Raw genomic sequence first — 25,848 nt, 5'->3', positions numbered from 1 at the left:
ACGGCGTTCGATGAAAGCAAACGCGATTCTAGCCAATCACGACCGTGGCCAGGGGAAATTTGCCGGAAACCCACCCGCATCGGCGGCGGTCATCGGCCGTGCCACCAGGAAGCCTTGCACGTACTGACAGTCGTGGGCCTTGAGCCAGGCCGCCTGCTCCGGGGTTTCCACGCCTTCGGCGATCACCGTGATGGCGTAGTCGGCACACAGGCCGATGACACTGCGCACCAGCGCCGTGTCCACCGCCGAGCCGGGCAGCCGGGCGACCAGGTGGCGGTCGAGCTTGAGCGTGTCGATGGGCAGGTCGCGGATCATCCGCAGCGAGCAGTCACCCGCGCCGAAGTCGTCCAGCGCCACGCGCACGCCCAGTTCACGCAAACGATTGACCTGCTTCACGGCCGCATCGATGTTGTACATCAGCGAGGTTTCCGCGACCTCGACTTCCAGCTGCGAAGGGTGCAGGCCATGCGCCTGGATCACCCCCTGCAACTCGTCGACCAGGTTGGGCATGGCGAACTGGATCCTGCTCAGGCTGATGCCCAGCACCAGCGCGTCGGCAAAGCACGCAGACCAGGCCTTGCGCTGGGCGGCGCCCTTGTCGTAGATCCAGCTGGCCAGCCGACTGATCAGCCGCGTCTCCTCCAGCAGCGGGATGAACAGCCCGGGCGGCACATCACCGACACTGGGGTGCTGCCAGCGCAGCAGCGCCTCGAAACCGCGCAAGCGGCCGTCGGCAAAGGCCACCTGGGGCTGAAACACCAGGTTGAAGTCTTTCTGTTCGATGGCCGCGCGCACACCGTCTTCGAGCATCAGCCGCGAGCGCGCCCGCCCGTTGAGCTCCTGGTCATAGAAGCGGTACTGCTGGCGTCCGGCTTTCTTGGCCGCATACATCGCCGCATCGGCGGCGCGCAACAAGCCTTCCACGCTGCCGCCACAATCGGGGTAGGTGGCGATGCCGATGCTCACGCCGAGGTGAACGTCGACCCCTTCGACCGGATGGCTGATCGACAGGCGCTCGATGACCTTCTCGGCGAAGCGCCCTGCCCGTTCGGGGTACGGCAGGCCGTCGAACAGCGCGGTGAACTCGTCACCGCCCATGCGCGCCAGCAGCGCCTCGCTGCCCAGGCAATCCTTGAGCTGCTCGCCGACCCAGCGCAGTACCTCGTCGCCGGCTTCGTGGCCGAGCGAGTCGTTGATCCGTTTGAAGCCATCCAGGTCCATGTACATCAGGGCCTGGACCTTGTCCGAGCGCTCACTGCGCAGCAGTGCCCCCTCGGCGGCCTGGTAGAAGCCGCGACGGTTGAGCAGGCCGGTCAGCGGGTCGGTCACCGCCTGGTATTCGAGCTGCTGGTGCAGGTTGTGCACCACCGACATGTCCAGCACGGTCACCACCATTGCCCGCTGTTCGGCGGGCAGTGGCGCACACGACAGCGCCACCGGCACCAACTGGCCACCGAGCGTGCGCAGCTGGGCGTCGTGGACGCGGAAGATCTGCCGGGCCAGGTAGGCCTGGTAGAAGTCCGACTCGCGCCACAGGCTGGCGCTGGACAGTTGCACCAGGTCGAGCACGTGCGCACCTTGCAGCGTCTCTACAGGGGTTTCGAGCAAGCGGGAGATGGCCGGGTTGGCGAAGCCGATGGTGCCGGCCTCGTCCACCACCAGGATGCCTTCGGCGGCGTTTTCCAGGATCGACGCATTGAATGCCCTGGCGGCTTCCAGCTCGCGGGTCAGGCGCTGCAGCATGCGCCGGTTGCGCTGCTGCTCGAGCAAGGCCTGGACCTTGGGTTTGAGCACTTGCGGGTCAAACGGTTTGAACAGGTAGTCCACTGCACCTGCGGCATAGCCTTTGAGCACCGCCGCCTGTGACTGCTCGTTGGCGGTGAGGAAGATGATCGGGGTCAGCCGGGTTCGCTGGCTGCCGCGCATCAGCCGGGCCACTTCGAAACCGTCCATCTCCGGCATCTGCACATCCAGCAGGACCAGGTCCACCTCATGTTGCAACAGCGCGCTCAAGGCTTCCATCCCGGAGCATGCGGTCAACACCTGCCAATCCTGACGGGCCAGTAGCGCCCGCATGCTGATCAGGTTTTCCTGGTAATCGTCGACAACCAGCAGGACCGATTTGCCGTCCGGTGCGTTGGGTTGAGCTTCATCCATGCTGCTTCTCTTGTAAGAGCGACGTCCATTACCCATTGGATCCGAATAACTACTCTAGTCGGGGGATGGCGGGGTGCAATGCAATCAGAACGCTATCAGTGAATATATTTAGCGTGGGGCGACTAACGGTCGCGATCGGCGCAGATGCCAGGCATAAAAAAACCCGCATTTCTGCGGGTTTTTCATGCGCCAGGGGTCAGATCAGTTGATCTTCGCCGCCAGCTCACCTTTGGCATAACGCTGGAACATGCCTTCCAGGGAGATCGGCTTGATCTTCGAGGCATTGCCGGCGGTGCCGAAGGCTTCGTAACGGGCGATGCACACGTCACGCATGGCCTTGACGGTTTCGCCGAAGAACTTGCGTGGGTCGAACTCGCTCGGGTTGGTGGCCATCAGGCGACGCATGGCACCGGTCGAGGCCAGGCGCAGGTCGGTGTCGATGTTGACCTTGCGCACGCCGAACTTGATGCCTTCGACGATTTCTTCAACCGGTACGCCGTAGGTCTCTTTGATGTCGCCGCCGTACTGGTTGATGATCGCCAGCCACTCTTGCGGTACCGAGGAAGAGCCGTGCATCACCAGGTGGGTGTTAGGGATGCGCTTGTGGATTTCCTTGATGCGGTCGATCGCCAGGACGTCACCGGTAGGCGGCTTGGTGAACTTGTAGGCACCGTGGCTGGTACCGATGGCGATGGCCAGGGCATCGACCTGGGTCTTCTTGACGAAGTCGGCGGCTTCTTCCGGGTCGGTCAGCATCTGGCTGTGATCCAGAATGCCTTCGGCGCCGATACCGTCCTCTTCACCGGCCATGCCGGTTTCCAGCGAACCCAGGCAGCCCAGCTCGCCTTCTACCGAAACACCGCAGGCGTGGGCCATGGCCACGGTCTGCTGGGTGACGCGTACGTTGTACTCGTAGTCGGTCGGGGTCTTGCCGTCTTCGCCCAGCGAGCCGTCCATCATCACCGAGCTGAAGCCCAGTTGGATCGAGCGCTGGCAGACGTCAGGGCTGGTGCCGTGGTCCTGGTGCATGCACACCGGGATGTGCGGGAATTCTTCGATCGCAGCCAGGATCAGGTGACGCAGGAACGGTGCGCCGGCGTATTTGCGAGCACCGGCCGAGGCCTGCACGATGACCGGAGAGTCGGTCTTGTCGGCGGCTTCCATGATGGCGCGCATCTGCTCGAGGTTGTTGACGTTGAAAGCCGGAACGCCGTAGCCGAACTCGGCGGCGTGGTCCAGCATCTGGCGCATGCTAATGAGTGCCATTGTATCTCTCTCTCCCGACAAGCGTCGTTGTTTCGTGCAAGCCTGCCGTAGGGGCGGTTGCTGTTCAAGTAGTGTGGGCCACAGCATGGCGGCCCGGCCAGTCACGGTGCCTTGCAGCCCCGCCCAATCAGATCGTTGGTCGCCACCCAGTACACCAGGCCTTCTTCGCCCTTGGTGTGCAAGGCCAGCACTCCGTCGCTGTACAGCGCGCCGGAGGCGCCCGGCTCGGCCTTGAGCCGGTAGACCTGGTCGCCGCCGCCAAGGCGAACGTCGACCGTATCCCGCGATGCATCGGCGAACCGCCAGAGCACTTCGGTCTGCGTGTCACAGACCCAGCGGGTCCAGGTGTCCGCCGGAGCGGTCTGCGCTGGGCGCAGGCTTGCGCATCCTGCCAATGTCGCCAGGGCCATCACGGCCATCAGCGCTTTCATTGAATATCCTCTAGATGACCACCGCACGAGTGCTTGGTTGCCCTGCACCGATGAAACGCACCGTTCAAGGGCAACCTGGCGCCTTGCGCTGGTGCTCGTCGTCGTACTTTTCCAGGCCGTCCGGGCCCAGGCGCTTGTTGATCACCGGCACCGTCTCGGCCTGCCATTGCGACTGGTAGCAGCCGCCCTGGGGGCCCTGCGCCGGTGGCGCGTCGCTGGCCGGGCCGCTGGAACACGCGCCCAGCAGGCCAGCCACGATCATCACAGGCAATTGCTTGACCATCAGGCCGCTCCCTTTGCCGTGCGCCTTCATGCTCAGGCCTTGGCTCGCGCTTCCAGGATTTCCACCGCGGGCAGGACCTTGCCCTCGACGAACTCGAGGAACGCGCCGCCACCGGTAGAAATGTAGGAGATATCGCTGCCAACGCCATATTTATCGATGGCTGCCAGGGTGTCGCCGCCGCCCGCAATGGAGAACGCGTCGCTGGCGGCGATGGCCTTGGCCAGCACCTGGGTGCCGTTGCCGAACTGGTCGAACTCGAACACACCGACCGGACCATTCCACAGTACGGTCTTGGAGGTCTTCAGCAGCTCAGCGAACTGCTCGGCGGTTTGCGGGCCGATGTCGAGGATCATGTCGTCGTCGGCCACATCAGCGATCAGCTTGACGGTGGCCACGGCGCTCTCGGCGAATTCCTTGGCGACCACCACGTCCACCGGCAGCGGCACGTTGACCTTGGCGGCGATTGCCTTGGCGGTGTCGACCAGGTCGGGCTCGTAGAGCGACTTGCCGACCTTGTGACCGGCGGCGGCGAGGAAGGTGTTGGCGATGCCGCCACCGACGATCAGCAGGTCACAGACGCTGCTCAGGCTGTTCAGCACGTCGAGTTTGGTCGACACCTTGGAGCCCGCGACAATCGCGGCCATCGGCTTGGCCGGGGCCTTGAGGGCCTTGCCCAGGGCATCCAGTTCGGCCGCAAGCAGCGGGCCGGCGGCCGCGACCTTGGCGAACTTGGCGACGCCGTGGGTGGAACCTTCGGCGCGGTGGGCAGTGCCGAAGGCGTCCATGACGAACACGTCGCACAGGGCGGCGTACTGTTGCGCCAGCTCGTCGGCGTTCTTCTTCTCGCCCTTGTTGAAGCGCACGTTCTCGAACAGCACCAGCTCACCCGCCGCGATCTGGACACCGTCCAGGTAGTCGGCGACCAGCGGCACATCGCGGCCGAGGGCCTTGCTCAGGTAGTCGGCGACGGGCTTGAGGCTGTTCTCGGCGGAGAATTCGCCCTCGGTCGGACGACCCAGGTGCGAGCAGACCATTACCGCGGCGCCTTTTTCCAGGGCCAGCTTGATGGTCGGCAGCGCAGCCAGGATACGCGCATCGCTGGCTACCACACCGTCCTTGACAGGCACGTTGAGGTCTTCGCGGATCAGTACGCGCTTACCTTGCAGGTCGAGGTCGGTCATCTTCAACACGGTCATGAATGCAGTCCTTCAGGGCTGTTTGATGCGGGTTTGGTGAACGACGTGCAGGTAGTGACCGGCAACGTCGAGCATGCGGTTGGCGAACCCCCATTCGTTGTCGAACCACGCCAGCAGGTTCACCAGGCGGGGGCCGGAAACACGGGTCTGGCTGGCATCGACGATGGCCGAATGCGGGTCATGGTTGAAATCGCAGCTGGCGTGCGGCAGCTCGGTGTAGGCCAGCAGGCCTTGCAACGGGCCACTCAGCGCGGCGTCACGGAGCACCTGGTTGACCTCGGCCGCCGTGGTGTCGCGGGCGGTCTGCAAGGTGATGTCCAGGCACGACACGTTGACGGTCGGCACGCGTACCGCTTTGGCCTGAATTCGCCCGGCAAGTTCCGGAAGCAGCCGTTCGATACCACGGGCAAGCCCGGTGGACACCGGAATCACCGACTGGAACGCCGAGCGGGTGCGGCGCAGGTCTTCGTGGTGATACGCGTCGATCACCGGCTGGTCGTTCATCGCCGAGTGAATGGTGGTGATCTGCACGTACTCGATGCCGAACGCCTGGTCCAGCACCCGCAGCAGCGGCACGCCGCAGTTGGTGGTGCAGGAGGCGTTGGACACCAGGCGCTCGGCGCCGCTCAGGCAGTCCTGGTTGATGCCGTAGACCACCGTGGCATCGACGTCCGCCTCGCTGGCCATCGGCTGCGAGAACAGCACCCGCGGTGCACCGGCATCGAGAAAGCGCTGGCCATCGGCACGGGTGTTGTAGGCGCCCGAGCATTCCAGCACCAGGTCGACGTCCAGCGCCGCCCAGTCGATGCCTTCAGGGGTGGCGCTGCGCAGCACCTGCACGCAGTCGCCATTGATATGCAGACAATCGCCGTCGACCCTGACCTCGCCGGGGAAACGCCCGTGGGTGGAGTCGAAGCGCGTCAGGTATTCCAGGCTGGCCTGATCGGCCAGGTCGTTCAGTGCAACGATCTCGAAGCCGGCCTTCGCCCCACGCTCGACCAGTGCGCGCAGGACACAGCGGCCGATGCGGCCATAACCGTTGAGTGCAACTTTGTAGGGGCGTGGCTGGGGCATCTGGGGCTCATACCTTATCTGTCTGAAGCGGGGCAGCTTTGCTGCCCATTCGCGGCACAAGGCCGCTCCCACACGATCCGCGCAACGCAGATCCTGTGGGAGCGGCCTTGTGTCGCGAGGGAGGGCCGAGCCCCCCCTTGCGCGACCCGGGAGGGCATCGCTGCCCGCCCTTGTGTCATCAGTCTTCCAGCAGCTCTTCAGCAGTGCCCAGGATGTTCTCCAGGGTAAAGCCGAACTCCTCGAACAGCGCCGAGGCCGGAGCCGATTCGCCGTAGGTGGTCATGCCGATGACGCGGCCTTCGAGGCCGACGTACTTGTACCAGAAGTCGGCATGGGCAGCTTCGATGGCGATGCGGGCACCGACTTGCAGCGGCAGTACCGACTGCTTGTAGCCAGCGTCCTGGGCGTCGAACACGCTGGTGCTCGGCATCGACACGACGCGGACCTTGCGGCCCTGCTCGGTCAGCTTGTCAAACGCCTGCACAGCCAGGCCCACTTCGGAACCGGTGGCGATGAGGATCAGCTCAGGCTCGCCCGCGCAGTCCTTGAGCACATAACCACCACGGGCGATGTCAGCGATCTGCTGGGCGTCGCGGTCCTGGTGCTGCAGGTTCTGACGCGAGAAGATCAGCGCCGACGGGCCGTCCTTGCGCTCCAGCGCGGACTTCCACGACACGGCCGATTCGACCGCATCGGCCGGGCGCCAGGTGTCCAGGTTCGGCGTGCTGCGCAGGCTGGTCAGCTGCTCGATCGGCTGGTGAGTCGGGCCGTCTTCGCCCAGGCCGATGGAGTCGTGGGTGTAGACGTGGATCACCCGCTGCTTCATCAGTGCCGACATGCGTACCGCGTTGCGGGCGTATTCCATGAACATCAGGAAGGTCGCGCCGTAAGGCACCAGGCCGCCGTGCAGGGCAACGCCGTTCATGATCGCGGTCATGCCGAATTCGCGCACGCCGTAGTACATGTAGTTGCCGCTGGCATCTTCAGCGCTGACGCCCTTGCAACCTTTCCACAGGGTCAGGTTGGAGCCGGCGAGGTCGGCCGAACCACCGAGGAACTCCGGCAGCAGCGGGCCAAAGGCGTTGAGGGTGTTCTGGCTGGCTTTACGGCTGGCGATGGTTTCGCCCTTGGCCGCGACTTCAGCGATGTAGGCCGAGGCCTTTTCGGCGAAGTCGGCCGGCAGCTCGCCGCTGAGGCGACGTTTCAGCTCGCTGGCCAGCTCAGGGAAGGCTGCAGCGTAGGCCGCGAAGCGCTTGTCCCACTCGGCTTCGACAGCCTTGCCGGCCGCCTTGGCGTCCCACTCGGCGTAGATATCCGCCGGGATTTCGAACGGGCCGTGGTTCCAGTTCAGCGCTTTGCGGGCCAGGGCGATTTCGTCGTTGCCCAGCGGAGCGCCGTGGCAGTCTTCCTTGCCCTGCTTGTTCGGCGAACCGAAACCAATGATGGTCTTGCAGCAGATCAGGGTCGGCTGAGCGCTCTTGCGCGCGGTTTCGATGGCGGTCTTGATCTCTTCCGGATCATGGCCGTCGACGTTGCGGATCACCTGCCAGTTGTACGACTCGAAACGCTTGGGCGTGTCGTCGGTGAACCAGCCTTCGACTTCGCCGTCGATGGAGATGCCGTTGTCGTCGTAGAAGGCGATCAGCTTGCCCAGGCCCAGGGTACCGGCCAGGGAAGCGACTTCGTGGGAAATACCTTCCATCATGCAGCCATCACCCAGGAACACATAGGTGTGGTGATCGACGATGTCGTGGCTTGGGCGGTTGAACTGGGCGCCCATGACCTTCTCGGCGAGGGCAAAGCCCACGGCGTTGGCCAGGCCCTGGCCCAGCGGCCCGGTGGTGGTCTCGACGCCTGGGGTGTAGCCCAGCTCCGGGTGACCCGGGGTGCGGCTGTGCAGTTGACGGAAGGCCTTGAGGTCTTCGATCGACAGGTCGTAGCCGGTCAGGTGCAGCAGCGAATAGATCAGCATCGAGCCGTGGCCGTTGGACAGCACGAAGCGGTCACGGTCGGCAAAGCTCGGGTTGCTCGGGTTGTGCTTCAGGTAGTCGCGCCAGAGCACTTCGGCGATATCCGCCATGCCCATAGGGGCACCTGGGTGGCCGCTGTTAGCCTTTTGCACGGCATCCATGCTGAGGGCACGAATGGCGTTGGCACGATCACGACGGCTGGGCATCGCTAAGTCTCCTGGGGGCTTTGAATAAGTAATGAAGCGCAAAAAGGCGACCATTTTCGCCCACAGGCGCCCCGGGGGCAATCACGGATGGTCGCAGAGGGGCATATTTCCTGTGTTTGGCCGTAATGAATGACAAAAGCGCGCAATCCGCCCGCCTCGCCACCCCACTCATCGCGCAATATCAAAACTTTTTGATATTGCTATTGCGAGGGCATCGCTGCCTGTCTAGACTGCCGCGTCATGAACCTACGTGCGCAGTCCATCCCCCTTCAGCGAAGCGACGACCTGGCAGCCTTGTGCAAAGCCAGCGGCGATGAACTGCGCCTGAATGTACTGCGCGCCCTGGCCAGCGACTCGTTCGGCGTGCTCGAACTGGCGCAGATCTTCGACATCGGCCAGTCCGGCATGAGCCACCACCTCAAGGTGCTGGCCCAGGCCGACCTGGTGGCGACGCGGCGCGAGGGCAATGCCATCTTCTATCGCCGCGCCCTGCCCGACAGCCTGCGCCCGGGCGGCCGGTTGCACACGGCCTTGCTCGAAGAAGTCGACGGCCTGGCCCTGGCCGACGATGTGCAAGCGCGCATCGCCCAGGTCCAGCAGCGCCGTGCGGCCACCAGCCAGGACTTTTTCCTGCGCGTGGAAGAAAAATTCCGCGCCCAGCAAGACCTGATCGCCGGCTTGCCGCAGTACCGCGAAAGCCTGCTGGCGATGCTCGACAAGCTGAGCTTCACGGCCAGCGCCAGCGCGCTCGAAGTCGGCCCCGGCGACGGCGGTTTTCTGCCCGACCTGGCGCGCCGCTTTGCCAGCGTCACGGCCATGGACAACAGCCCGACGATGCTCGAGCTGGCGCGCCAGGTCTGCGAGCGCGAAGGTTTGAATAACGTAAACCTGCAGTTGGCCGATGCACTGAGTGCAACGGATGTGGAAGCCGACTGCGTAGTGCTGAACATGGTCCTGCACCATTTCAGCGATCCGGCCCTGGCCCTGCGCCTGTTGGCCAAACGGGTAAAGGCAGGCGGCAGCCTGCTGGTCACCGAGCTCTGTAGCCATGATCAGCATTGGGCGCGGGATGCCTGCGGCGATCTCTGGCTTGGCTTCGAGCAGGATGACCTGGCCCGTTGGGCCCGGGTGGCAGGGCTGGCTCCCGGGGACAGCCTCTATGTGGGCTTGCGTAACGGTTTCCAGATTCAGGTCCGACATTTTCAGCGGACGGCTGGCGACACTCACCATCGGTAAATTTTAGGAACCCGTCGAGATGAGCGAATACTCCCTTTTCACCTCCGAGTCCGTGTCTGAAGGGCATCCGGACAAGATCGCCGACCAGATTTCGGACGCGGTCCTGGACGCCATCATCACCCAGGACAAATTCGCCCGCGTCGCGTGTGAAACCCTGGTCAAGACCGGTGTCGCCATCATCGCCGGCGAAGTCACCACGTCGGCCTGGGTCGACCTCGAGGATATCGTCCGCAAGGTCATCGTCGACATCGGCTACGACAGCTCCGACGTCGGCTTCGATGGCGCTACCTGCGCGGTGATGAACATCATCGGCAAGCAATCGGTAGACATCGCCCAAGGCGTTGACCGGAGCAAGCCGGAAGACCAGGGCGCCGGCGACCAGGGCCTGATGTTCGGCTACGCCAGCAACGAAACCGACGTGCTGATGCCCGCGCCGATCTGCTTCTCGCACCGCCTGGTCGAGCGCCAGGCCGAAGCGCGCAAGTCCGGCCTGCTGCCGTGGCTGCGTCCGGACGCCAAGTCGCAGGTCACCTGCCGTTACGAAGGCGGCAAGGTCGTCGGCATCGACGCCATCGTCCTGTCGACCCAGCACAACCCTGAAGTGTCGCAAAAAGACCTGCAGGAAGCGGTGATGGAGCTGATCGTCAAGCACACCCTGCCGGCCGAGCTGCTGCACAAGGACACCCAGTACCACATCAACCCGACTGGCCAGTTCATCATTGGCGGCCCAGTGGGCGACTGTGGCCTGACCGGCCGCAAGATCATCGTCGACTCCTACGGCGGCATGGCCCGTCACGGCGGTGGCGCGTTCTCCGGCAAGGACCCATCCAAGGTCGACCGTTCGGCGGCCTACGCCGGTCGCTACGTGGCCAAGAACATCGTCGCCGCCGGCCTGGCCGAGCGTTGCGAGATCCAGGTGTCCTACGCCATTGGTGTCGCTCAACCGACCTCGATCTCGCTGAATACCTTTGGTACCGGCAAGATCTCCGACGACAAGATCGTCCAGCTGGTGCGTGAGTGCTTCGACCTGCGTCCTTACGCGATCACCACCATGCTCGACCTGCTGCACCCGATGTACCAGGAAACCGCCGCCTACGGCCACTTCGGCCGTACCCCGCAGCAGAAGACCGTCGGCGACGACACCTTCACCACCTTCACCTGGGAGCGCACCGACCGCGCCCAGTCGCTGCGTGACGCTGCCGGCCTGTAATTAGCCCTGCAGCCGCAAACGAAAGCCCCTGCCGAGTGATCGGCAGGGGCTTTTTCGTGATTACTGCAGGCGTTTTCGCTTAGGGCGAGGTGCAGATCCTCGCCGCCCAGTTACGCCTGCATGCAATCAAGGGTTTCTAATTTCAGCGGATCAGGGCAGCATTTCCTTTTCCGCTGCCCTGCCTTCGAATGGAGTCCCCGATGAAACTGTTTTCGTCCCTTGTCCTGTCCGCCGTCTTCGGCCTGGCTGCCCAGAGCGCACTGGCTGCCGAGCAACAGCCCGGACTGAGCGGTTGCGCGGCCAAGAAACAGGCGATCAGCGAACAGATCGAACAGGCCCGCGCCCACGGCAACGGTGAGCAGCAGGCAGGCCTGGAAAAGGCCCTGAGCGAAGTCAACGCCAACTGCACCGACGCCAGCCTGCGCAAAGAGCGTGAGCAAAAAGTGCTCGATGCCCGCCACGAAGTGAACAAGCGCACCAAAGACCTGGACAAGGCCATGAAGAAAGGCGACTCGGAGCGGATCAACAAGCGCAAGGACAAGCTGGCCGAGTCGAAGAAGGAGCTGCAGGACGCCCTGGACGACCTCGAACGTTAAGGTGCGAAATAGCAAAGCGCTATATCGAAACTACGACTACGTTTAAACAGGATCGAATCTTGTAGGGATTTTCTGAAAAAGGGTCCGATAAATCCTCCTAGGGTTCAGTAGTTCGCGAAATCAGGGCAGGATTCCCACCTCTATTTCGACTACTGCCCCTGCAAGGAGGCGCCATGAAACTCTTCTCTTCCCTTGTGTTGATCGCCGCTGTCGGCGTTGCGGCCACCCAGGCGCAGGCCGCACGGCCCGATCCGGGCTTGACCGGTTGCGCAGCCAAGCACAGCGAAATCGTCAACGAAATCGCCGAGACCAGCTGGTTCAACTGGTCCAAGAAACGCGGCCTGGAAAAAGCCCTGAAAGAGCACGACGCCCACTGCACCGATGCGGGCCTGCGCGCCGAGCGCGAAGCCGAGGTGGCCAAGGCGCAGGCAGAAATCGCCGAGCGTGAGGTCGACCTCAAGGCCGCCGAAGCCAAAGGCGACGCCGACAAGATCGCCAAGCGCAAGGCCAAGCTGGCAGAGTCGCAAGCCGAGCTCAAACAGGCCGAGCTGGAACTGCAGCGCTAACCGCCCCGCGCAGGCGTCGGCCACCCAGGCCGGCGTCGCGGCCTGCCCGGCAGCCCTCGCTGGTCAGTGATTACGAAATTCGCTATGGCAGGCCTTGCAGGCGGCCTCTACCTTGTCCATCGGCGCTTTCAGGCTCGCCGCGTCCAGCGGCTGACTGCGCGTCTCGCTGAGCAGTTCACCGGTCACCCCCTCCAATTGCCGCGCCAGGTCCTCGAACCGTGCCTGACGCTGCCACACCTCAGCCCGCGCACTGCTGTCGCCCTCATCCCGCACCTGCGGGAAGTGCTGCCAGGGCGCATGCGCCAACCCATCGAGCTGCTGCGCACCCTCGGCAAACCTGCCCGGCTCGAACGGCAGCCGGCCGCGCAGCATGCCACCCAGGTCTTCGCTGGTCTTGAGCATCTGCTTGAAGATCGTCTTGCGCTGCCCGAGCGGTGAGTTAGGATCGACGCGGTCGCAGGCTGTCAGGGTCAGGCAAGCCAACAGCAGCACGGTGAAACATTTGAACATCACGGTCACATTGGCATCGGATTAGGGCCGACAGTATCCTCGCCTGCTCGACAAACACCAATACCCTCACGAAAAACAGGGGCAACCATGACCGGCTGCCCGCTCAAGGATTCAGCCATGAAATCTGCTCTGCGCCACCTCGCCTGGGCGCTGCCCGCCCTGGCCCTGCTGGCCGGCTGCAACGGCGGCGAAAGCGCCAAGCCCGAACCCCATGCCATCGCCACCTATGCCCCAGCCACCTGGCAAGACCTGCCCAGCGTCAGTGACGCTGACCTGCTGGCGGGGTTCCAGGCCTGGCGCAATGGCTGCGAGAAGCTCAAGCGTGATGCGGTCTGGGCCAGCACCTGCGAAAGCGCCCAGGCGATCCCCGCCGATGCCGCCCAGGCCCGCGCCTTCCTGCAGCAGAACTTGCAGGTCTATGGCCTGCGCTCGGCCGAGAACAACGCCAACGGCCTGATCACCGGTTACTACGAGCCGGTCTACCCCGGCAGCCTGAAGCAGACCGCCGCCGCAGGGGTACCGGTCTACGGCGTCCCGCAGGACATGATCGTGGTCGACTTGGCGAGCATCTATCCCGAGCTCAAGGGCAAGCGCCTTCGCGGGCGGCTCGACGGCCGTGCCCTCAAGCCGTATGACACCGCTGAAGTGATCTACCGCGACGGCGTGCAGGCGCCGGTGCTGGCCTGGCTGACCGACCCGATGGACCTGCAGTTCTTGCAGATCCAGGGCTCGGGCCGGGTCCAGCTGGAAGACGGCCGGCAACTGCGGCTGGGCTACGCCGACCAGAACGGCCACCCGTATCGGCCGATCGGCCGCTGGTTGATCGAGCAGGGCCAACTGAAGAAAGAAGAGGTCAGCATGGGGGCGATTCACGCCTGGGCCGAAGCCAACCCGCAGCGGGTACCGGAGCTGATTGCGAGCAACCCCAGCTATGTCTTCTTCAGCGCCCGACCCGACAGCAATGAAGGCCCTCGCGGCTCGTTGAACGTGCCGTTGACGGCTGGCTACAGCGTGGCGATCGACCGCAAGGTGATTCCGCTGGGCAGCCTGCTCTGGCTGTCGACCACACGCCCGGATGGCAGCCCGGTGGTGCGCCCGGTGGGGGCACAGGACACCGGCGGCGCGATTACCGGCGAGGTCCGTGCTGATCTGTTCTGGGGGACGGGTGCTGCGGCCGGGGAGCTGGCGGGCAACATGAAGCAGCAGGGGCAGATCTGGTTGCTCTGGCCCAAAGGCGCGGCGCTGCCTGAAGTACCGAAAGTACCCTGATCGGCAGCGCGCTCATCGCGGGCAAGCCCGCTCCTACAGGGCCCTCTGCTGGCCGGGAGAGCGACCCGGAACCTGTAGGAGCGGGCTTGCCCGCGAAAGGAGCGACGCGGATTCAGACCGATACGACGAAGAAAGACACGATCAACGCCAGCCCGGCAAACCACACCAGCGAGCGCAATGCCGCCCAGTCCGCCAGGTAGCAGATGATGTAGAGCAGGCGACTGGTGATGTACATCACCGCCAGGACATCCTGGGTCACCTGCTCGGCGTTGCCGACGATGTCCGCCACCAACACCGCCGCGGCAAATGCCGGAAACGCCTCGAAGCTGTTCAGTTGCGCGGCATGCGCGCGCCGGGGCAGCCCTTCGAGCTTGTCCAGAAACGCCCGAGGGTCGTGGTTGGCGCCCAGGCCAAAGCGGCCGCTGCTGAGCTTGGCGATCAACGCACACAGCGGCGGCAGGACCAACGCAATCAGAATGCACCACAGGGCAACGGTCATAGGCAGGACTCCTTGTTCGAAATGATCGGGATCAGAGCTTCATCACCAGCATGCCCGCCAGGACCAGCCCGCAAGCTAAGAGCCTCGGCCCGCCAAAAGGTTCTTTGAGGTAGCGCACGCCCAACAGCACCACGAGGATCACGCTGACCTCGCGCAGCGCCGCCGCCTCCGCCACCGAGCCCAGGTGCATGGCCCACAGCACCAGGGCATAGCTGAGCAGTACACACACGCCGACCGCCAGCCCAAGCCGCCATTGTGTCCGCCAGAACTGGGCGAACGGTGCCCGGCGTGCGACGCTGGCCAGCAACGGGAAGGGCCAGGCGCTGAGCAGGGTCAGCCAGACCAGGTAATCCCAAGGCTGGCCCCACAGGCGCACGGCCTGGCCGTCGAACCAGGTGTAGCAGCCGATGCACAGGCCAATCAGCGCCACCACCGGCAGCATCGACCACGGCAAGCGGTCACCGCCGCCGCCCTGCCACAGCAGGCAGGCCATCGCGCAGGGGATCAGCAGGATGCCGATGATCTGCTGCTGGCTCAGCGACTCACCGGCAAACGCCAGGGTCAGGCCCAGCACCACCAGCGGCGACAACCCGCGCATCAGAGGATAGACCAGGCCCAGGTCGCCGACCCGGTAGGCCTTGATCAGCAGGACCCGGTAGAGCTGCTCGGCCAGCGCCGAGGCGACCAGCCAGGGCCAGATGGCAGCTGGCGGGACGTCGACGAAAGCCACCGCCGCGACGGCGAACGCCAGGGCCACCGAGTCCATGCTGGCGATGACCAGCAGGCGCTCGCCACTGAACTTGATCAGGGTGTTCCAGGTGGCATGCAAGAGGGCTGCGACCAGTACCAGGGAGGTTGCCAACACGCGAGAGTCCTTGCCGGTGGCCTCGTCGGGCCAATCACTTGTGAAGGCTCGAATATAGCGGGTTCCTGGCGATGGTTGGGGGCTGCGATGCCGCCTTGAATTTGGAACGATTCGTACATTTCTGGTCAGAGGGTGTGTCCCGACCCCCTCGGCAGGTCATCAAAGAACTGCCCGAGCGATTCGGGTAACGACTTGGACGCCACTCTTTACAGGATTCGGGATGCTTGAACTTGTTGCCGCTTTTATCTGCCTGACCACCCTCCTCACCTACGTCAACTACCGCTTCATCGGCCTGCCGCCGGCCATCGGCGTGATGGTCACGGCCTTGCTGTTCTCGTTGATACTGCAATGCCTGAGCCTGGTGGGCTTTCCTGGCCTGGAAGAACGCGTCGAAGGCCTGATGAATCAGATCGACTTCAACGACCTGCTGATGCACTGGATGCTGTCATTCCTGCTGTTCGCCGGCGCCCTGCACGTCAACCTCGGCGACCTGCGCAGCTACCGCTGGCCGATCGGCTTGCTGGCTACCCTCGGCGTGCTGATCGCGACCGTGGTGATCGGCTTTCTCGCGCACTGGATCTTCGCCCTGTTCGGCTGGCACGTCAGCCTGATCTACTGCCTGCTGTTTGGCGCACTGATTTCGCCGACCGACCCGATCGCCGTGCTCGGCGCCCTGCGTACCGCCAATGCCTCCAAGCCGTTGAAGACCACCATTGTCGGCGAGTCGCTGTTCAACGACGGCACGGCGGTGGTGGTGTTCACCGTGCTGCTGGGCATCGTCCAGCTCGGTGAAACGCCGAGCGTTTCCGAGACGGCCATGCTGTTCGCCCGCGAAGCCCTGGGCGGCATCGCCTTCGGCGGCCTGATCGGCTATGCCACCTACCGCATGATCAAGAGCATCGAGCAGTACCAGGTCGAGGTCATGCTGACCCTGGCGCTGGTCATCGGCGGTTCGGCGATGTGCTACGAACTGCACGTTTCAGCGCCGATCGCCATGGTCGTGGCCGGCCTGATCATCGGCAACCTGGGGCGCAACCTGGCGATGAACGACATGACCCGGCGCTACATGGACGGCTTCTGGGAGCTGATCGACGACATGCTCAATGCGCTGCTGTTCGCCCTGATCGGCCTGGAGCTGTTGCTGCTGCCGTTCAACTGGCTGCACCTGGCCGCGGGCGCGGTGCTGGCGGTGGCGGTATTGATGTCGCGACTGCTGACCGTAGCGCCGGCCATCGTCCTGTTGCGGCGCTGGCGCAGCGTGCCACAGGGCACTATCCGGGTACTCACCTGGGGTGGTTTGCGGGGTGGGGTGTCGGTGGCCCTGGCACTGTCGCTGCCGGTGGGCGAGGAGCGTGACCTGCTGCTGTCGATCACCTACATCGTGGTGCTGGCGTCGATCCTGATCCAGGGCCTGAGCATCGGCCGCGTGGTGCGTGGGGTCACTGCCCAGCCGAATACCGCGACACACTGAACGGACCTCGTGGGAGCGGGCCAGCCCGCTCCCACGCAACGCCGTTTCCAGCCAATCTCAACCGTTACTCGACAGCGCTGTCGGGGAACTGATCCTGCACGTACTTGATCTCGGTCCGCCCATGAGCGGCCGGCTGGCCATCATCGCCCAGGTTGACGAAGACCATCTTGTCGACGGTGAGGATGCTCTTGCGGGTGATCTTGTTGCGCACTTCGCACTTGAGGGTGATCGAGGTGCGGCCAAATTCGGTGGCGGTGATGCCCAGCTCGATGATGTCGCCCTGGCGCGAGGCGCTGACGAAGTTGATCTCCGAGATGTACTTGGTCACCACGCGCTGGTTGCCCAGCTGGACGATGGCGTAGATCGCCGCCTCTTCGTCGATCCAGCGCAGCAGGCTGCCGCCGAACAGGGTGCCATTGGGGTTGAGGTCTTCGGGTTTAACCCACTTGCGGGTGTGGAAGTTCATCAAAGCTCCTACCGGCTTGGTTTACGTGCAGCCATCATGGCAGAGCCTGCCGCGGGTCTCCATTGATGATCGACTATCGTCTCGATTAATCGACAGAAAACCTTGGGCCTGGGCACACGCCGAGCTATAATCTGCGCCGTTTCACATGGCAACCCGCCGCGGTGCCATGCCCGCCACCCATCCGAGGGGCGCTGCAGCAGGCTCGGCCTGTCAGGCTCGGTTGGGGCGTTGTCCGCCCTGCGGACGCTCAACGCACAACGGCGCCCATTCGCACACTACGAATGGAGGCTCTTCATGAGCGCTGTAAACACGCCTGCTGGTTTTACCGATTTCAAAGTCGCTGACATCTCCCTGGCCGCCTGGGGCCGTCGCGAAACCATCATCGCCGAATCGGAAATGCCGGCACTGATGGGCCTGCGCCGCAAGTACCTCGAAGAGCAACCGCTCAAAGGTGCGAAGATCCTCGGCTGCATCCACATGACCATTCAGACTGCCGTGCTGATCGAAACCCTGGTTGCCCTGGGTGCCGAAGTGCGCTGGTCGTCGTGCAACATCTTCTCCACCCAGGACCAGGCTGCCGCCTCGATCGCCGCCGCCGGTATCCCGGTGTTCGCCTGGAAAGGCGAAACCGAGCAAGAGTACGAGTGGTGCCTGGAGCAGACCATCCTCAAGGATGGCCAGCCATGGGACGCCAACATGATCCTCGACGACGGTGGTGATCTGACCGAGCTGCTGCACAAGAAGTACCAAGCCGTACTGGATCGCGTCCACGGCGTCACCGAAGAGACCACCACCGGCGTGCACCGCCTGCTCGACATGCTGGCCAAGGGCGAGCTGAAAGTCCCGGCGATCAACGTCAACGACTCGGTCACCAAGAGCAAGAACGACAACAAGTACGGCTGCCGTCACAGCCTCAACGACGCCATCAAGCGCGGCACCGACCACCTGCTGTCGGGCAAGCAGGCGCTGGTCATCGGCTACGGTGACGTGGGCAAGGGCTCGGCCCAGTCGCTGCGTCAGGAAGGCATGATCGTCAAGGTCTCGGAAGTCGACCCGATCTGCGCCATGCAGGCCTGCATGGACGGCTTCGAGCTGGTCTCGCCGTTCATCGACGGTATCAACAACGGCACCGAGTCGAGCATCGACAAGGCCCTGCTGGGCAAGATCGACCTGATCGTCACCACCACCGGTAACGTCAACGTCTGCGACGCCAACATGCTCAAGGCCCTGAAGAAGCGTGCCGTGGTCTGCAACATCGGCCACTTCGACAACGAGATCGACACCGCCTTCATGCGCAAGAACTGGGCATGGGAAGAGGTCAAGCCGCAGGTGCACAAGATCCACCGTACCGGCGCTGGCGACTTCGACCCGCAGAACGACGACTACCTGATCCTGCTGGCCGAAGGCCGTCTGGTCAACCTGGGCAACGCCACTGGCCACCCAAGCCGGATCATGGACGGCTCGTTCGCCAACCAGGTGCTGGCGCAGATCTTCCTGTTCGACCAGAAGTACGCCGACCTGTCGCCCGCCGAGAAAGCCGAGCGCCTGACCGTCGAAGTACTGCCCAAGAAGCTCGACGAAGAAGTGGCCCTGGAAATGGTCCGCGGCTTCGGCGGCGTGGTCACCCAGCTGACCTCGCAGCAGGCCGAGTACATCGGCGTGACCGTCGAAGGCCCGTTCAAGCCGGACGCCTACCGCTACTAAGCGGCTGGCTGCGAGCGTCCGCGCGGCGCTCGCAGTACGGATCTTGAAAGATGCCCAAGCCAGGCCGGCCCACACCGCCCTGGCTTTTACTTGCAGCGTGCGGCCTCGAGCTTGCAGCTGAGGATTGAAAGATGTCCCAAGAACGCCGTTACAGTTTCGAATTCTTCCCGACCAAGACCGAAGCGGGCCATGAAAAGCTGATGGGCGTTGCCCGCCAGCTGGCCGGCTACAACCCCGACTTCTTCTCCTGCACCTACGGTGCCGGTGGCTCGACCCGCGACCGCACGCTGAACACCGTGCTGCAGCTGGAAAGCGAAGTGAAGGTCGCCGCCGCCCCGCACCTGTCATGCGTCGGCGACACCAAGGCTGACCTGCGCGCGCTGATCGGCGAGTACCAGGCTGCCGGGATCAAGCGTATCGTCGCCCTGCGTGGCGACCTGCCGTCCGGTATGGGCATGGCCTCGGGCGAGCTGCGCTACGCCAGCGACCTGGTCGAGTTCATCCGCCAGGAAAGCGGCGATCACTTCCACCTGGAAGTCGCCGCCTACCCGGAGATGCACCCGCAGGCGCAGAACTTCGAGGCCGACCTGGCCAACTTCGTGCACAAGGTCAAGGCCGGTGCCGACAGCGCCATCACCCAGTACTTCTTCAACGCCGACAGCTACTTCTATTTCGTCGAGCGCGTGCAGAAGATGGGCGTGGACATCCCGGTGGTGCCCGGCATCATGCCGATCACCAACTACAGCAAACTGGCACGCTTCTCCGATGCCTGCGGCGCCGAGCTGCCGCGCTGGATCCGCAAGCAGCTGGAAGCCTATGGCGACGACACCGCCAGCATCCAGGCCTTCGGTGAAGACGTGATCACCCGCATGTGCGAACAGCTGCTGCAAGGCGGCGCACCCGGGCTGCACTTCTATACCCTGAACCAGGCCGAGCCGAGCTTGGCGATCTGGAACAACCTGAAGCTGCCGCGCTAGTTTCGCTCGCGTCCGACGGGCCCCATCACGGGGCCCGTCCGCCCTGCGATAGAGCGGCTCGGGCTTGTACAAAAAACCCTTTTTGCACAACCCAGCTTCACTGTTCATCCCCCGACGGACGGCGTACTCTCACGCCATGCCACGCCTCGCCTACACCCTCTGCCTGTTGCTGCTGACCTGCCTGTGCTCACTGGCCCAGGCCGAACGCCTGCGCCTGGTCACGGACGAGTGGGCACCCTACGTGTACCAGCAGGACGGCCAGCCCAAGGGCATCGACTACGAAGTCGCCCGCGAGGTGTTCCAGCGTCTGGGCATCGAGCTGGACGTGCAGTTCATGCCCTGGAAGCGCTGCCTGGTGATGGTCGAGCAGGGCCTGGCCGACGGCGTGCTGGACATCTTCCTGAGCGAGGCGCGCAAGGCGTACATGGTGTTCCCCGAGGAGCCCATGTCTGAGGCCGAGTTCGTACTGTTGCGCAAGCGCGGCCAAGGCCCTGCAGTCGAGCGCCTGGCAGACCTTCAGGGGCTGACTGTCGGCACCTCGCCGGGCTACAACTACGGCGCCGCGTTCAACCAGTCGCCGCTGTTCAAGCGCGAACCTGCCCCCACCCATGAGGCCAACTTCGGCAAGCTGATGCTCGGCCGCATCGACCTGCTGGTCACCGACCGCCGCGTCGGCCGCTACCTGCAACAGCAGTTGGGATTGCAGCAAGACCTCGAACAACAGCCCCTGGTGATCAGCCGCAACCAGCAGTTCCTCGGCCTGGCGCGCAAACCCGGGCGCGACAAAATAGCCCGCGCGTTCGCCGACGAACTGCGCCGTTTCAAGCAGGAACCCGCGTATGCCAGCCTTGTTGCCCAGTACGACAGCCCGCCCGGGCGCTTTCCTGGCGCCGTTGAGCAGCAGGAAAGCGGCACGCCGCGATAGCTCTGTTATACTCGGGCCTTCCCGCCCGGCTCACGCCCGGACGCTCGGCCTCGCAACAGGCATCTCGATCGTCGCCAATGCACTCCATAAGTGCCTACTCGACGCCTCCCGGATGCGCAGTGACGCCAAGCTGGACCGGACGCGATCGCATCCCTCAGATGCCCGTCGCGCCAGGCAGATCACCCCATAGGGCCTAGCCCCCACGAGAACAGGATTGCCCATGTCCTTTGCTTCCCTCGGTCTCTCCGAGGCACTTGTCCGCGCTATCGAGGCAGCGGGCTATACCCAGCCCACCCCGGTGCAACAGCGGGCCATTCCCGCCGTGTTGCAAGGTCGCGACCTGATGGTCGCCGCACAGACAGGTACAGGTAAAACCGGCGGCTTCGCCCTGCCAATCCTCGAGCGCCTGTTCCCGGGTGGTCACCCCGACAAGTCCCAGCGCCACGGCCCGCGCCAACCGCGCGTACTGGTCCTGACCCCGACCCGCGAACTGGCGGCCCAGGTCCACGACAGCTTCAAGGTCTATGCCCGTGACCTGAGCCTGGTCAGCACCTGCATCTTCGGCGGTGTCGGCATGAACCCGCAGGTCCAGGCCATGGCCAAGGGCGTCGACGTCCTCGTGGCCTGCCCGGGTCGCCTGCTCGACCTGGCCGGCCAAGGCAAGGTCGACCTCTCGCATGTCGAGATCCTGGTCCTCGATGAAGCCGACCGCATGCTCGACATGGGCTTCATCCATGACGTCAAGAAGGTCCTCGCCCGCCTGCCGGCCAAGCGCCAGAACCTGCTGTTCTCGGCGACCTTCTCGAAAGACATCACCGACCTCGCCGACAAGCTGCTGCACAACCCCGAGCGCATCGAGGTCACGCCGCCGAACACCACCGTCGAGCGTATCGAGCAGCGCGTCTACCGCCTGCCCGCCAGCCACAAGCGTGCCCTCCTGGCGCACCTGATCACCCTCGGTGCCTGGGAACAGGTACTGGTGTTCACCCGCACCAAGCATGGCGCCAACCGCCTGGCCGAGTACCTCGAGAAGCACGGCCTGCCGGCTGCCGCGATCCACGGCAACAAGAGCCAGAACGCGCGCACCAAGGCGCTGGCCGACTTCAAGGCCAACACCGTACGCATCCTCGTGGCTACCGACATCGCCGCCCGTGGCCTGGACATCGACCAGCTGCCGCACGTGGTCAACTTCGAGCTGCCCAACGTCGAGGAAGACTACGTTCACCGCATCGGCCGTACCGGCCGTGCCGGTCGTTCGGGCGAGGCCATCTCGCTGGTCGCGCCGGATGAAGAGAAGCTGCTCAAGAGCATCGAGCGCGTCACTCGCCAGAAGATCCAGGACGGCGACCTGATGGGCTTCGATGCCAGCCAGGTAGAAGCCGAGAAGCCGGAAGTTCGCGAACGTCCGCAGAACCCTGGCCGCGGTGGCCGTAACCAGCCACGTGGCGACGCCGGCAAAGACAGCAACGGCGGTCGCAAGGATAAGGGAAAGGACAAAGGCAAGGCCAAGCAGCCCGCCGCTGACAAGCCTGCCGAGAAAAAGTCCGGCGACAAGCCGCAACAACAGGCGCGCAAGCCACGTGACAACAAGCCACGTCAGCCGCAGGCCGCCCAGGGCGAGAAGCGCGAGGCGTCCGGCAATCGCGACCCGGAAACGTTCCTCGACGACGACGTCGACAACTTCGGTAACCGCGCCGACTACGTCAGCCCCTACCAGAACGCCAAGAACCAGGGCCGCAACCGTCGCCCCGGCGCTGCGCCTGCACAGGGCCAGACTCAAGGCAGCGGTCGTCCCGCCGGTGGCGGTGGCCAGGGCCAGGCCCGCAGCAACAACGGCAGCAACAATGCCGGCCAGCCGCGTCAAGGCTCGGGCGAGAAGCGTCCACGCAGCAACAACAGCAACAACGGCGGTGGTCGTCGTGATGGCAACCCGGGTCGCAACCGCTCCGCCGGCCGCGACGACGCTGCCAGCCAGGAGCCTGCAGTGCGCAACCCGCGTGACTCGCAGAGCCAGCCCGTGATCATCCGCAAGGAATCCAAGCTCGACCGTTACCCGACGCCTGAGCAGCTGGAAGACCTGCCGAGCCGCCCACGTGGCGAACGCCCGGCACTGCTGACCCGTAATCGCTGATTACGTTTCTGCAGACCTGAAAAAGCCGCCCAATCGGGCGGCTTTTTCATGGGCTTGGATCGGCCCCGCGAAGAGGCCGACAGCTTCAGCAGATTACTTCTGCTTCACGCCTTCCAGGCTGATGTCCAGGTCGACGGTCTGCGAAGTCGGGCCTGGGCCCTTGATGCCGAAATCGTTCAGGTTCAGCGTGGTGGTGGCGTTGAAGCCAGCACGCTCGCCGCCCCATGGATCCTTGCCTTCACCGTTGAAGGTGGCCTTGAAGGTGACCGGCTTGGTCACGCCGTGGAAGGTCAGGTCGCCGGTGACGTCAGCCGTCTTGTCGCCGGTCGATTTGACCGCGGTGGAGACGAACTTGGCGTCCGCGAACTTGGCCACGTCGAGGAAGTCTTTGCTGGCGATGTGCTTGTCACGCTCGGCGTGGTTGGACCACAGGCTGGCGGTTTTCAGGTCGACGGCAATCTTGCTCGCTTCTGGCTTGGCGCTGTCCCAGCTGAACGTGCCGTCGAAGTCCTTGAAGGTGCCGTGGATGAAGCTGTAGCCCAGGTGGCTGATCTTCCAGTCGACGAACGCGTGCTGGCCTTCCTTGTCGATCTTGTAATCGGCAGCCATGGCCTGGCCAGCGGTGAACAGAGCGGTACCGAGCGCCAGAGCGGCAAAGGTCTTTTTCAACATGCTTACGATTCCTTGCAATTGAGGTTGAGAGTCAAGCTTTGCGGCCCAGCATGCGCAGCAGGGTCGCGTCACGGTCGATGAAATGGTGCTTGAGAGCGGCCAGGCCATGCAGGACGGCGAAGATCACCAACCCCCAGGCCAGGTAGAAGTGGATCAGGCCGGCGGTGTCTGCCTGGTCGGGCAGGTTGCTGAGCAGCGCCGGCACTTCGAACAGGCCGAATACCGGGATACCGGCACCGTCGGCGGTAGAGATCAGGTAACCGGCGATCATCACGGCAAACAACCCGAGGTACAGCGCCAGGTGCCCCAGCGTCGCGGCGACGCGGGTCAGTGGCCCGTGGTTGGCCGGTGCCGGTGGTGGTGGGCTGACGAACCGCCAGACGACCCGCAGGGCCATCACGGCCAACAGCACCAGGCCGATGCTCTTGTGCAGGTCAGGGCCGGACTTGCGCCATGGGCTGTAGTAGTCGAGGCCGACCATCCACAGGCCCAGGGCGAACAGGCCGAAGACCGCCAAGGCCACACCCCAGTGCATGACGATGCTGACCAGGCCATAGCGAGAAGGTGAGTTGCGAACTTGCATGTTGGCGTGATTCCCCGTGGAAGCTGTGCACAGACTAACCTGTAACGTATCGAATAAAAGCGGAAAAAACCGCTATTTATTATCGGATTTGCAGATAGGTATTGTGTGAGTTCGCTATTAAGGAAACATTAACCATAGCGGAAATTCTGCAGGGGGAGGTGGTTCAGAGGCTGGGGCCGCCAGGGCCCCAGCCATCCAGAGGGTGTCAGCCAGCCTTGGCCTGGGCATTGGCCGCAGGCTTCTTCACCGGCTCCGACTTGGCAGTCGCTTTCTTCACCGGTGCCGGCTTGGCAGCGGCCTTCTTGGCCGGCTCGGACTTGGCCGCCGGCTTGTGCGCCGGGGCATGCTTGGCAGGGGCGGCCTTGCTGGCCGCTGGCTTGACCGGCGCTGGCTTGACCACCGGCGCTGGCGCAACCGGTGCCGCCACGGGCGCAGGGGCTGCAACCGGGGCGACCTCTTCAGCCTTGGCCATCGGCGCAGTCTTCACCTCGGGCTTGTCGCCACCGCCAAACAGGCGCGAGAAGAAGCCCGGCTTTTTGACCTGTTCAGCCTCCTTTGCGGTCACCGGCTCGGCCTTGGCGGGTGCCTTGTCTTGCTTGTCGGTCTTGTCGGCGCCGCCGAACAGGTTGGAGAAGAACCCGCCCTTGCCCTTCGCCGCCACTGCACCCGCCGCAGCCGCGACCGGTGCAGCCTTGGCCGGGTCGAACGACTTGCCCGCCGCCAGGTCCTGAACCTGGCCAGCCGCACGCTGACCACTGCGCAGGGCGCCTTCGAGGGTGCCCGGGTAAAGCGCATCGGTGTGCTCACCGGCAAAGGCGATACGTTGCACCGGACGTTCCCACAGGCGCCAGTACTTGCTGATCTGCCCCGGGCCGTAGGCCAGGTAGGCGCCGCCGGTGCCGGCATCGGTGCTGTAGCGCTTCACTTCATAGCCGGTGAAGGCACCGCGAGCCTGCGGGTAGAAGGCGTGCAGGCGAATCAGCACCTGGTCGACCATCTGCTTGTCGCCAAAGGCCTGCAGCAGGCGAGCGTTGTCGCCGGACAGGTTGATCACCACGTTGGCGCCGCCTTTGAGCGCGGGCTCGATCCACAGCATGCCCAGGCCGGTGTTGCTGAAGATCTCGCCGGACATCCGCGCGCGGCTTTCCCACACGGGCTGCTTGAACTTGAGCATCAGCTGGTCACGCCAGCCATAGTTGGTGCCTTTCATGGCCGCCAGGTGCTGGTTGTCCAGGCCCGGGGTCATCTGGATCTTGCCCAGGGCGCGCAGCGGCACGGCCATCACCAGGTAGTCCGCCTGGTAGCCGACGCTGCCGACCTTGACCGTGACGCCGTCCTTGTCCTGGACGATGGCGGTGACCGGCGAGCTGGTCTTGATGGTCTTCAGTTGCTTGACGAAGGCCTGCGCCAGCACCGGGCTGCCACCCAGCAGGCGGGCGGCGCGCAGGTCGCGGTCGCTGACGCCGCGGTAGACGCGAGTCTGCTGGGCGAAATACAGCAGCGACAAGCGCGACGGCTCGTCGTAGCGGCTGCGGATCTGCTGGTTGACCAACTGACGCGCCGTCGCGGGCAGCTGCAGCTTGTC

24 protein-coding genes and 1 riboswitch are annotated in these 25,848 nt (G+C 64.3%); of the genes, 10 read left to right on the top strand and 14 right to left on the bottom strand.

What is annotated here, in order from left to right; translation table 11 throughout:
- Positions 1–36: 36 nt before the first annotated feature.
- The 7 genes from CCOS865_RS26435 to tkt all read right to left on the bottom strand — a co-directional run bounded on the left by CCOS865_RS26435 (position 37) and on the right by tkt (position 8,583).
- Positions 37–2,157, bottom strand: coding sequence for a putative bifunctional diguanylate cyclase/phosphodiesterase (locus CCOS865_RS26435; protein WP_119146462.1), 2,121 nt, complete (start codon positions 2,155–2,157; stop codon positions 37–39).
- A 201-nt stretch (positions 2,158–2,358) separates the two neighbouring features.
- A complete protein-coding gene (fba, locus tag CCOS865_RS26430; RefSeq protein WP_119146460.1) occupies positions 2,359–3,423 on the bottom strand; it encodes a class II fructose-bisphosphate aldolase in 1,065 nt (354 codons plus the stop codon).
- 101 nt (positions 3,424–3,524) lie between these two features.
- Positions 3,525–3,854, bottom strand: a complete 330-nt coding sequence (locus CCOS865_RS26425) for an MliC family protein (RefSeq protein WP_119146458.1) — start codon at positions 3,852–3,854, stop codon at positions 3,525–3,527.
- A gap of 64 nt (positions 3,855–3,918) precedes the next feature.
- Positions 3,919–4,137, bottom strand: coding sequence for a hypothetical protein (locus tag CCOS865_RS26420; RefSeq protein WP_119146497.1), 219 nt, complete (start codon positions 4,135–4,137; stop codon positions 3,919–3,921).
- Positions 4,138–4,169: 32 nt separating this feature from the next.
- Complete coding sequence (locus tag CCOS865_RS26415; RefSeq protein WP_119146456.1) at positions 4,170–5,333, bottom strand: phosphoglycerate kinase; 1,164 nt, start codon at positions 5,331–5,333, stop codon at positions 4,170–4,172.
- 12 nt (positions 5,334–5,345) lie between these two features.
- The gene (gene epd, locus CCOS865_RS26410) at positions 5,346–6,407 is read right to left on the bottom strand and encodes an erythrose-4-phosphate dehydrogenase (protein ID WP_119146453.1); all 1,062 of its coding nucleotides are present in this window, start codon (positions 6,405–6,407) and stop codon (positions 5,346–5,348) included.
- A gap of 178 nt (positions 6,408–6,585) precedes the next feature.
- A complete protein-coding gene (gene tkt, locus CCOS865_RS26405) occupies positions 6,586–8,583 on the bottom strand; it encodes a transketolase (protein ID WP_119146451.1) in 1,998 nt (665 codons plus the stop codon).
- Between the two features lie 240 nt (positions 8,584–8,823).
- Between tkt and CCOS865_RS26400 the strand changes: the two genes are divergently transcribed.
- The 4 genes from CCOS865_RS26400 to CCOS865_RS26385 all read left to right on the top strand — a co-directional run bounded on the left by CCOS865_RS26400 (position 8,824) and on the right by CCOS865_RS26385 (position 12,191).
- Positions 8,824–9,819: an ArsR/SmtB family transcription factor gene (locus CCOS865_RS26400; protein ID WP_119146449.1), complete on the top strand. Its 996-nt coding sequence runs from the start codon at positions 8,824–8,826 to the stop codon at positions 9,817–9,819.
- Positions 9,820–9,838: 19 nt separating this feature from the next.
- Positions 9,839–11,029 carry a methionine adenosyltransferase gene (gene metK, locus CCOS865_RS26395; protein WP_119146447.1) on the top strand — a complete coding sequence of 397 codons (1,191 nt, stop codon included), beginning with the start codon at positions 9,839–9,841 and terminating at the stop codon, positions 11,027–11,029.
- Positions 11,030–11,229: 200 nt separating this feature from the next.
- Entirely contained in the window at positions 11,230–11,625 is a 396-nt protein-coding gene (locus CCOS865_RS26390) for a DUF1090 domain-containing protein (RefSeq protein WP_119146445.1), read from the top strand.
- Between the two features lie 173 nt (positions 11,626–11,798).
- Positions 11,799–12,191, top strand: a complete 393-nt coding sequence (locus CCOS865_RS26385) for a DUF1090 domain-containing protein (protein ID WP_119146443.1) — start codon at positions 11,799–11,801, stop codon at positions 12,189–12,191.
- Between the two features lie 63 nt (positions 12,192–12,254).
- Here the strand turns inward: CCOS865_RS26385 and CCOS865_RS26380 are convergent, their stop codons facing one another.
- Positions 12,255–12,701, bottom strand: a complete 447-nt coding sequence (locus CCOS865_RS26380; RefSeq protein WP_119146441.1) for a c-type cytochrome — start codon at positions 12,699–12,701, stop codon at positions 12,255–12,257.
- Between the two features lie 117 nt (positions 12,702–12,818).
- Here CCOS865_RS26380 and mltA point away from each other — a divergent pair, with 117 nt between their 5' ends.
- On the top strand, positions 12,819–13,970 hold the full coding sequence (mltA, locus tag CCOS865_RS26375; protein ID WP_119146439.1) for a murein transglycosylase A: 1,152 nt from the start codon (positions 12,819–12,821) through the stop codon (positions 13,968–13,970).
- 112 nt (positions 13,971–14,082) lie between these two features.
- Here the strand turns inward: mltA and CCOS865_RS26370 are convergent, their stop codons facing one another.
- Entirely contained in the window at positions 14,083–14,469 is a 387-nt protein-coding gene (locus tag CCOS865_RS26370) for an MAPEG family protein (protein ID WP_119146437.1), read from the bottom strand.
- Positions 14,470–14,500: 31 nt separating this feature from the next.
- Entirely contained in the window at positions 14,501–15,334 is an 834-nt protein-coding gene (locus tag CCOS865_RS26365) for a DMT family transporter (protein WP_119146435.1), read from the bottom strand.
- Positions 15,335–15,554: 220 nt separating this feature from the next.
- Here CCOS865_RS26365 and CCOS865_RS26360 point away from each other — a divergent pair, with 220 nt between their 5' ends.
- Positions 15,555–16,805 (top strand): cation:proton antiporter, encoded by a 1,251-nt coding sequence (locus CCOS865_RS26360; RefSeq protein WP_119146433.1) that lies wholly within the window; start codon positions 15,555–15,557, stop codon positions 16,803–16,805.
- A gap of 64 nt (positions 16,806–16,869) precedes the next feature.
- On the opposite strand, the gene CCOS865_RS26355 is transcribed toward CCOS865_RS26360, so the two are convergent.
- Positions 16,870–17,271 (bottom strand): acyl-CoA thioesterase, encoded by a 402-nt coding sequence (locus CCOS865_RS26355; protein ID WP_119146431.1) that lies wholly within the window; start codon positions 17,269–17,271, stop codon positions 16,870–16,872.
- Positions 17,272–17,448: 177 nt separating this feature from the next.
- Positions 17,449–17,544: riboswitch (S-adenosyl-L-homocysteine riboswitch) on the top strand.
- 21 nt (positions 17,545–17,565) lie between these two features.
- Between CCOS865_RS26355 and ahcY the strand changes: the two genes are divergently transcribed.
- The 4 genes from ahcY to rhlE2 all read left to right on the top strand — a co-directional run bounded on the left by ahcY (position 17,566) and on the right by rhlE2 (position 23,008).
- A complete protein-coding gene (gene ahcY / locus CCOS865_RS26350; protein WP_119146429.1) occupies positions 17,566–18,975 on the top strand; it encodes an adenosylhomocysteinase in 1,410 nt (469 codons plus the stop codon).
- 131 nt (positions 18,976–19,106) lie between these two features.
- Positions 19,107–19,952, top strand: coding sequence for a methylenetetrahydrofolate reductase [NAD(P)H] (gene metF, locus CCOS865_RS26345; RefSeq protein WP_119146427.1), 846 nt, complete (start codon positions 19,107–19,109; stop codon positions 19,950–19,952).
- Between the two features lie 136 nt (positions 19,953–20,088).
- Positions 20,089–20,877, top strand: coding sequence for a substrate-binding periplasmic protein (locus CCOS865_RS26340; protein ID WP_119146425.1), 789 nt, complete (start codon positions 20,089–20,091; stop codon positions 20,875–20,877).
- A 220-nt stretch (positions 20,878–21,097) separates the two neighbouring features.
- Positions 21,098–23,008, top strand: coding sequence for an RNA helicase RhlE2 (rhlE2, locus tag CCOS865_RS26335; protein WP_208644569.1), 1,911 nt, complete (start codon positions 21,098–21,100; stop codon positions 23,006–23,008).
- A gap of 93 nt (positions 23,009–23,101) precedes the next feature.
- Here rhlE2 and CCOS865_RS26330 read toward each other — a convergent pair whose 3' ends face one another.
- The 3 genes from CCOS865_RS26330 to CCOS865_RS26320 form a co-directional block, all read right to left on the bottom strand.
- Positions 23,102–23,680, bottom strand: a complete 579-nt coding sequence (locus tag CCOS865_RS26330) for a YceI family protein (RefSeq protein ID WP_119146423.1) — start codon at positions 23,678–23,680, stop codon at positions 23,102–23,104.
- A gap of 31 nt (positions 23,681–23,711) precedes the next feature.
- Positions 23,712–24,263, bottom strand: a complete 552-nt coding sequence (locus CCOS865_RS26325; protein ID WP_119146421.1) for a cytochrome b — start codon at positions 24,261–24,263, stop codon at positions 23,712–23,714.
- 205 nt (positions 24,264–24,468) lie between these two features.
- A partial coding sequence (locus CCOS865_RS26320) for a flavin monoamine oxidase family protein (protein ID WP_119146419.1) occupies positions 24,469–25,848 on the bottom strand: 1,380 nt, incomplete at its 5' end.

Source organism: Pseudomonas reidholzensis, from assembly GCF_900536025.1.
GTDB classification, from domain to species: domain Bacteria; phylum Pseudomonadota; class Gammaproteobacteria; order Pseudomonadales; family Pseudomonadaceae; genus Aquipseudomonas; species Aquipseudomonas reidholzensis.
The sequence above is the reverse complement of the archived record's forward strand: the minus strand, read 5'-3'. Positions and strand labels throughout refer to the sequence as shown.

What these genes read in the sequence shown, in the direction of transcription:
- CCOS865_RS26435 (WP_119146462.1), bottom strand. Translation starts at nt 2,157, where the DNA reads ATGGATGAAGCTCAACCCAACGCACCGGACGGCAAATCGGTCCTGCTG.
- fba (WP_119146460.1), bottom strand. Translation starts at nt 3,423, where the DNA reads ATGGCACTCATTAGCATGCGCCAGATGCTGGACCACGCCGCCGAGTTC.
- CCOS865_RS26425 (WP_119146458.1), bottom strand. Translation starts at nt 3,854, where the DNA reads ATGAAAGCGCTGATGGCCGTGATGGCCCTGGCGACATTGGCAGGATGC.
- CCOS865_RS26420 (WP_119146497.1), bottom strand. Translation starts at nt 4,137, where the DNA reads ATGGTCAAGCAATTGCCTGTGATGATCGTGGCTGGCCTGCTGGGCGCG.
- CCOS865_RS26415 (WP_119146456.1), bottom strand. Translation starts at nt 5,333, where the DNA reads ATGACCGTGTTGAAGATGACCGACCTCGACCTGCAAGGTAAGCGCGTA.
- epd (WP_119146453.1), bottom strand. Translation starts at nt 6,407, where the DNA reads ATGCCCCAGCCACGCCCCTACAAAGTTGCACTCAACGGTTATGGCCGC.
- tkt (WP_119146451.1), bottom strand. Translation starts at nt 8,583, where the DNA reads ATGCCCAGCCGTCGTGATCGTGCCAACGCCATTCGTGCCCTCAGCATG.
- CCOS865_RS26400 (WP_119146449.1), top strand. Translation starts at nt 8,824, where the DNA reads ATGAACCTACGTGCGCAGTCCATCCCCCTTCAGCGAAGCGACGACCTG.
- metK (WP_119146447.1), top strand. Translation starts at nt 9,839, where the DNA reads ATGAGCGAATACTCCCTTTTCACCTCCGAGTCCGTGTCTGAAGGGCAT.
- CCOS865_RS26390 (WP_119146445.1), top strand. Translation starts at nt 11,230, where the DNA reads ATGAAACTGTTTTCGTCCCTTGTCCTGTCCGCCGTCTTCGGCCTGGCT.
- CCOS865_RS26385 (WP_119146443.1), top strand. Translation starts at nt 11,799, where the DNA reads ATGAAACTCTTCTCTTCCCTTGTGTTGATCGCCGCTGTCGGCGTTGCG.
- CCOS865_RS26380 (WP_119146441.1), bottom strand. Translation starts at nt 12,701, where the DNA reads ATGTTCAAATGTTTCACCGTGCTGCTGTTGGCTTGCCTGACCCTGACA.
- mltA (WP_119146439.1), top strand. Translation starts at nt 12,819, where the DNA reads ATGAAATCTGCTCTGCGCCACCTCGCCTGGGCGCTGCCCGCCCTGGCC.
- CCOS865_RS26370 (WP_119146437.1), bottom strand. Translation starts at nt 14,469, where the DNA reads ATGACCGTTGCCCTGTGGTGCATTCTGATTGCGTTGGTCCTGCCGCCG.
- CCOS865_RS26360 (WP_119146433.1), top strand. Translation starts at nt 15,555, where the DNA reads ATGCTTGAACTTGTTGCCGCTTTTATCTGCCTGACCACCCTCCTCACC.
- CCOS865_RS26355 (WP_119146431.1), bottom strand. Translation starts at nt 17,271, where the DNA reads ATGAACTTCCACACCCGCAAGTGGGTTAAACCCGAAGACCTCAACCCC.
- ahcY (WP_119146429.1), top strand. Translation starts at nt 17,566, where the DNA reads ATGAGCGCTGTAAACACGCCTGCTGGTTTTACCGATTTCAAAGTCGCT.
- metF (WP_119146427.1), top strand. Translation starts at nt 19,107, where the DNA reads ATGTCCCAAGAACGCCGTTACAGTTTCGAATTCTTCCCGACCAAGACC.
- CCOS865_RS26340 (WP_119146425.1), top strand. Translation starts at nt 20,089, where the DNA reads ATGCCACGCCTCGCCTACACCCTCTGCCTGTTGCTGCTGACCTGCCTG.
- rhlE2 (WP_208644569.1), top strand. Translation starts at nt 21,098, where the DNA reads ATGTCCTTTGCTTCCCTCGGTCTCTCCGAGGCACTTGTCCGCGCTATC.
- CCOS865_RS26330 (WP_119146423.1), bottom strand. Translation starts at nt 23,680, where the DNA reads ATGTTGAAAAAGACCTTTGCCGCTCTGGCGCTCGGTACCGCTCTGTTC.
- CCOS865_RS26325 (WP_119146421.1), bottom strand. Translation starts at nt 24,263, where the DNA reads ATGCAAGTTCGCAACTCACCTTCTCGCTATGGCCTGGTCAGCATCGTC.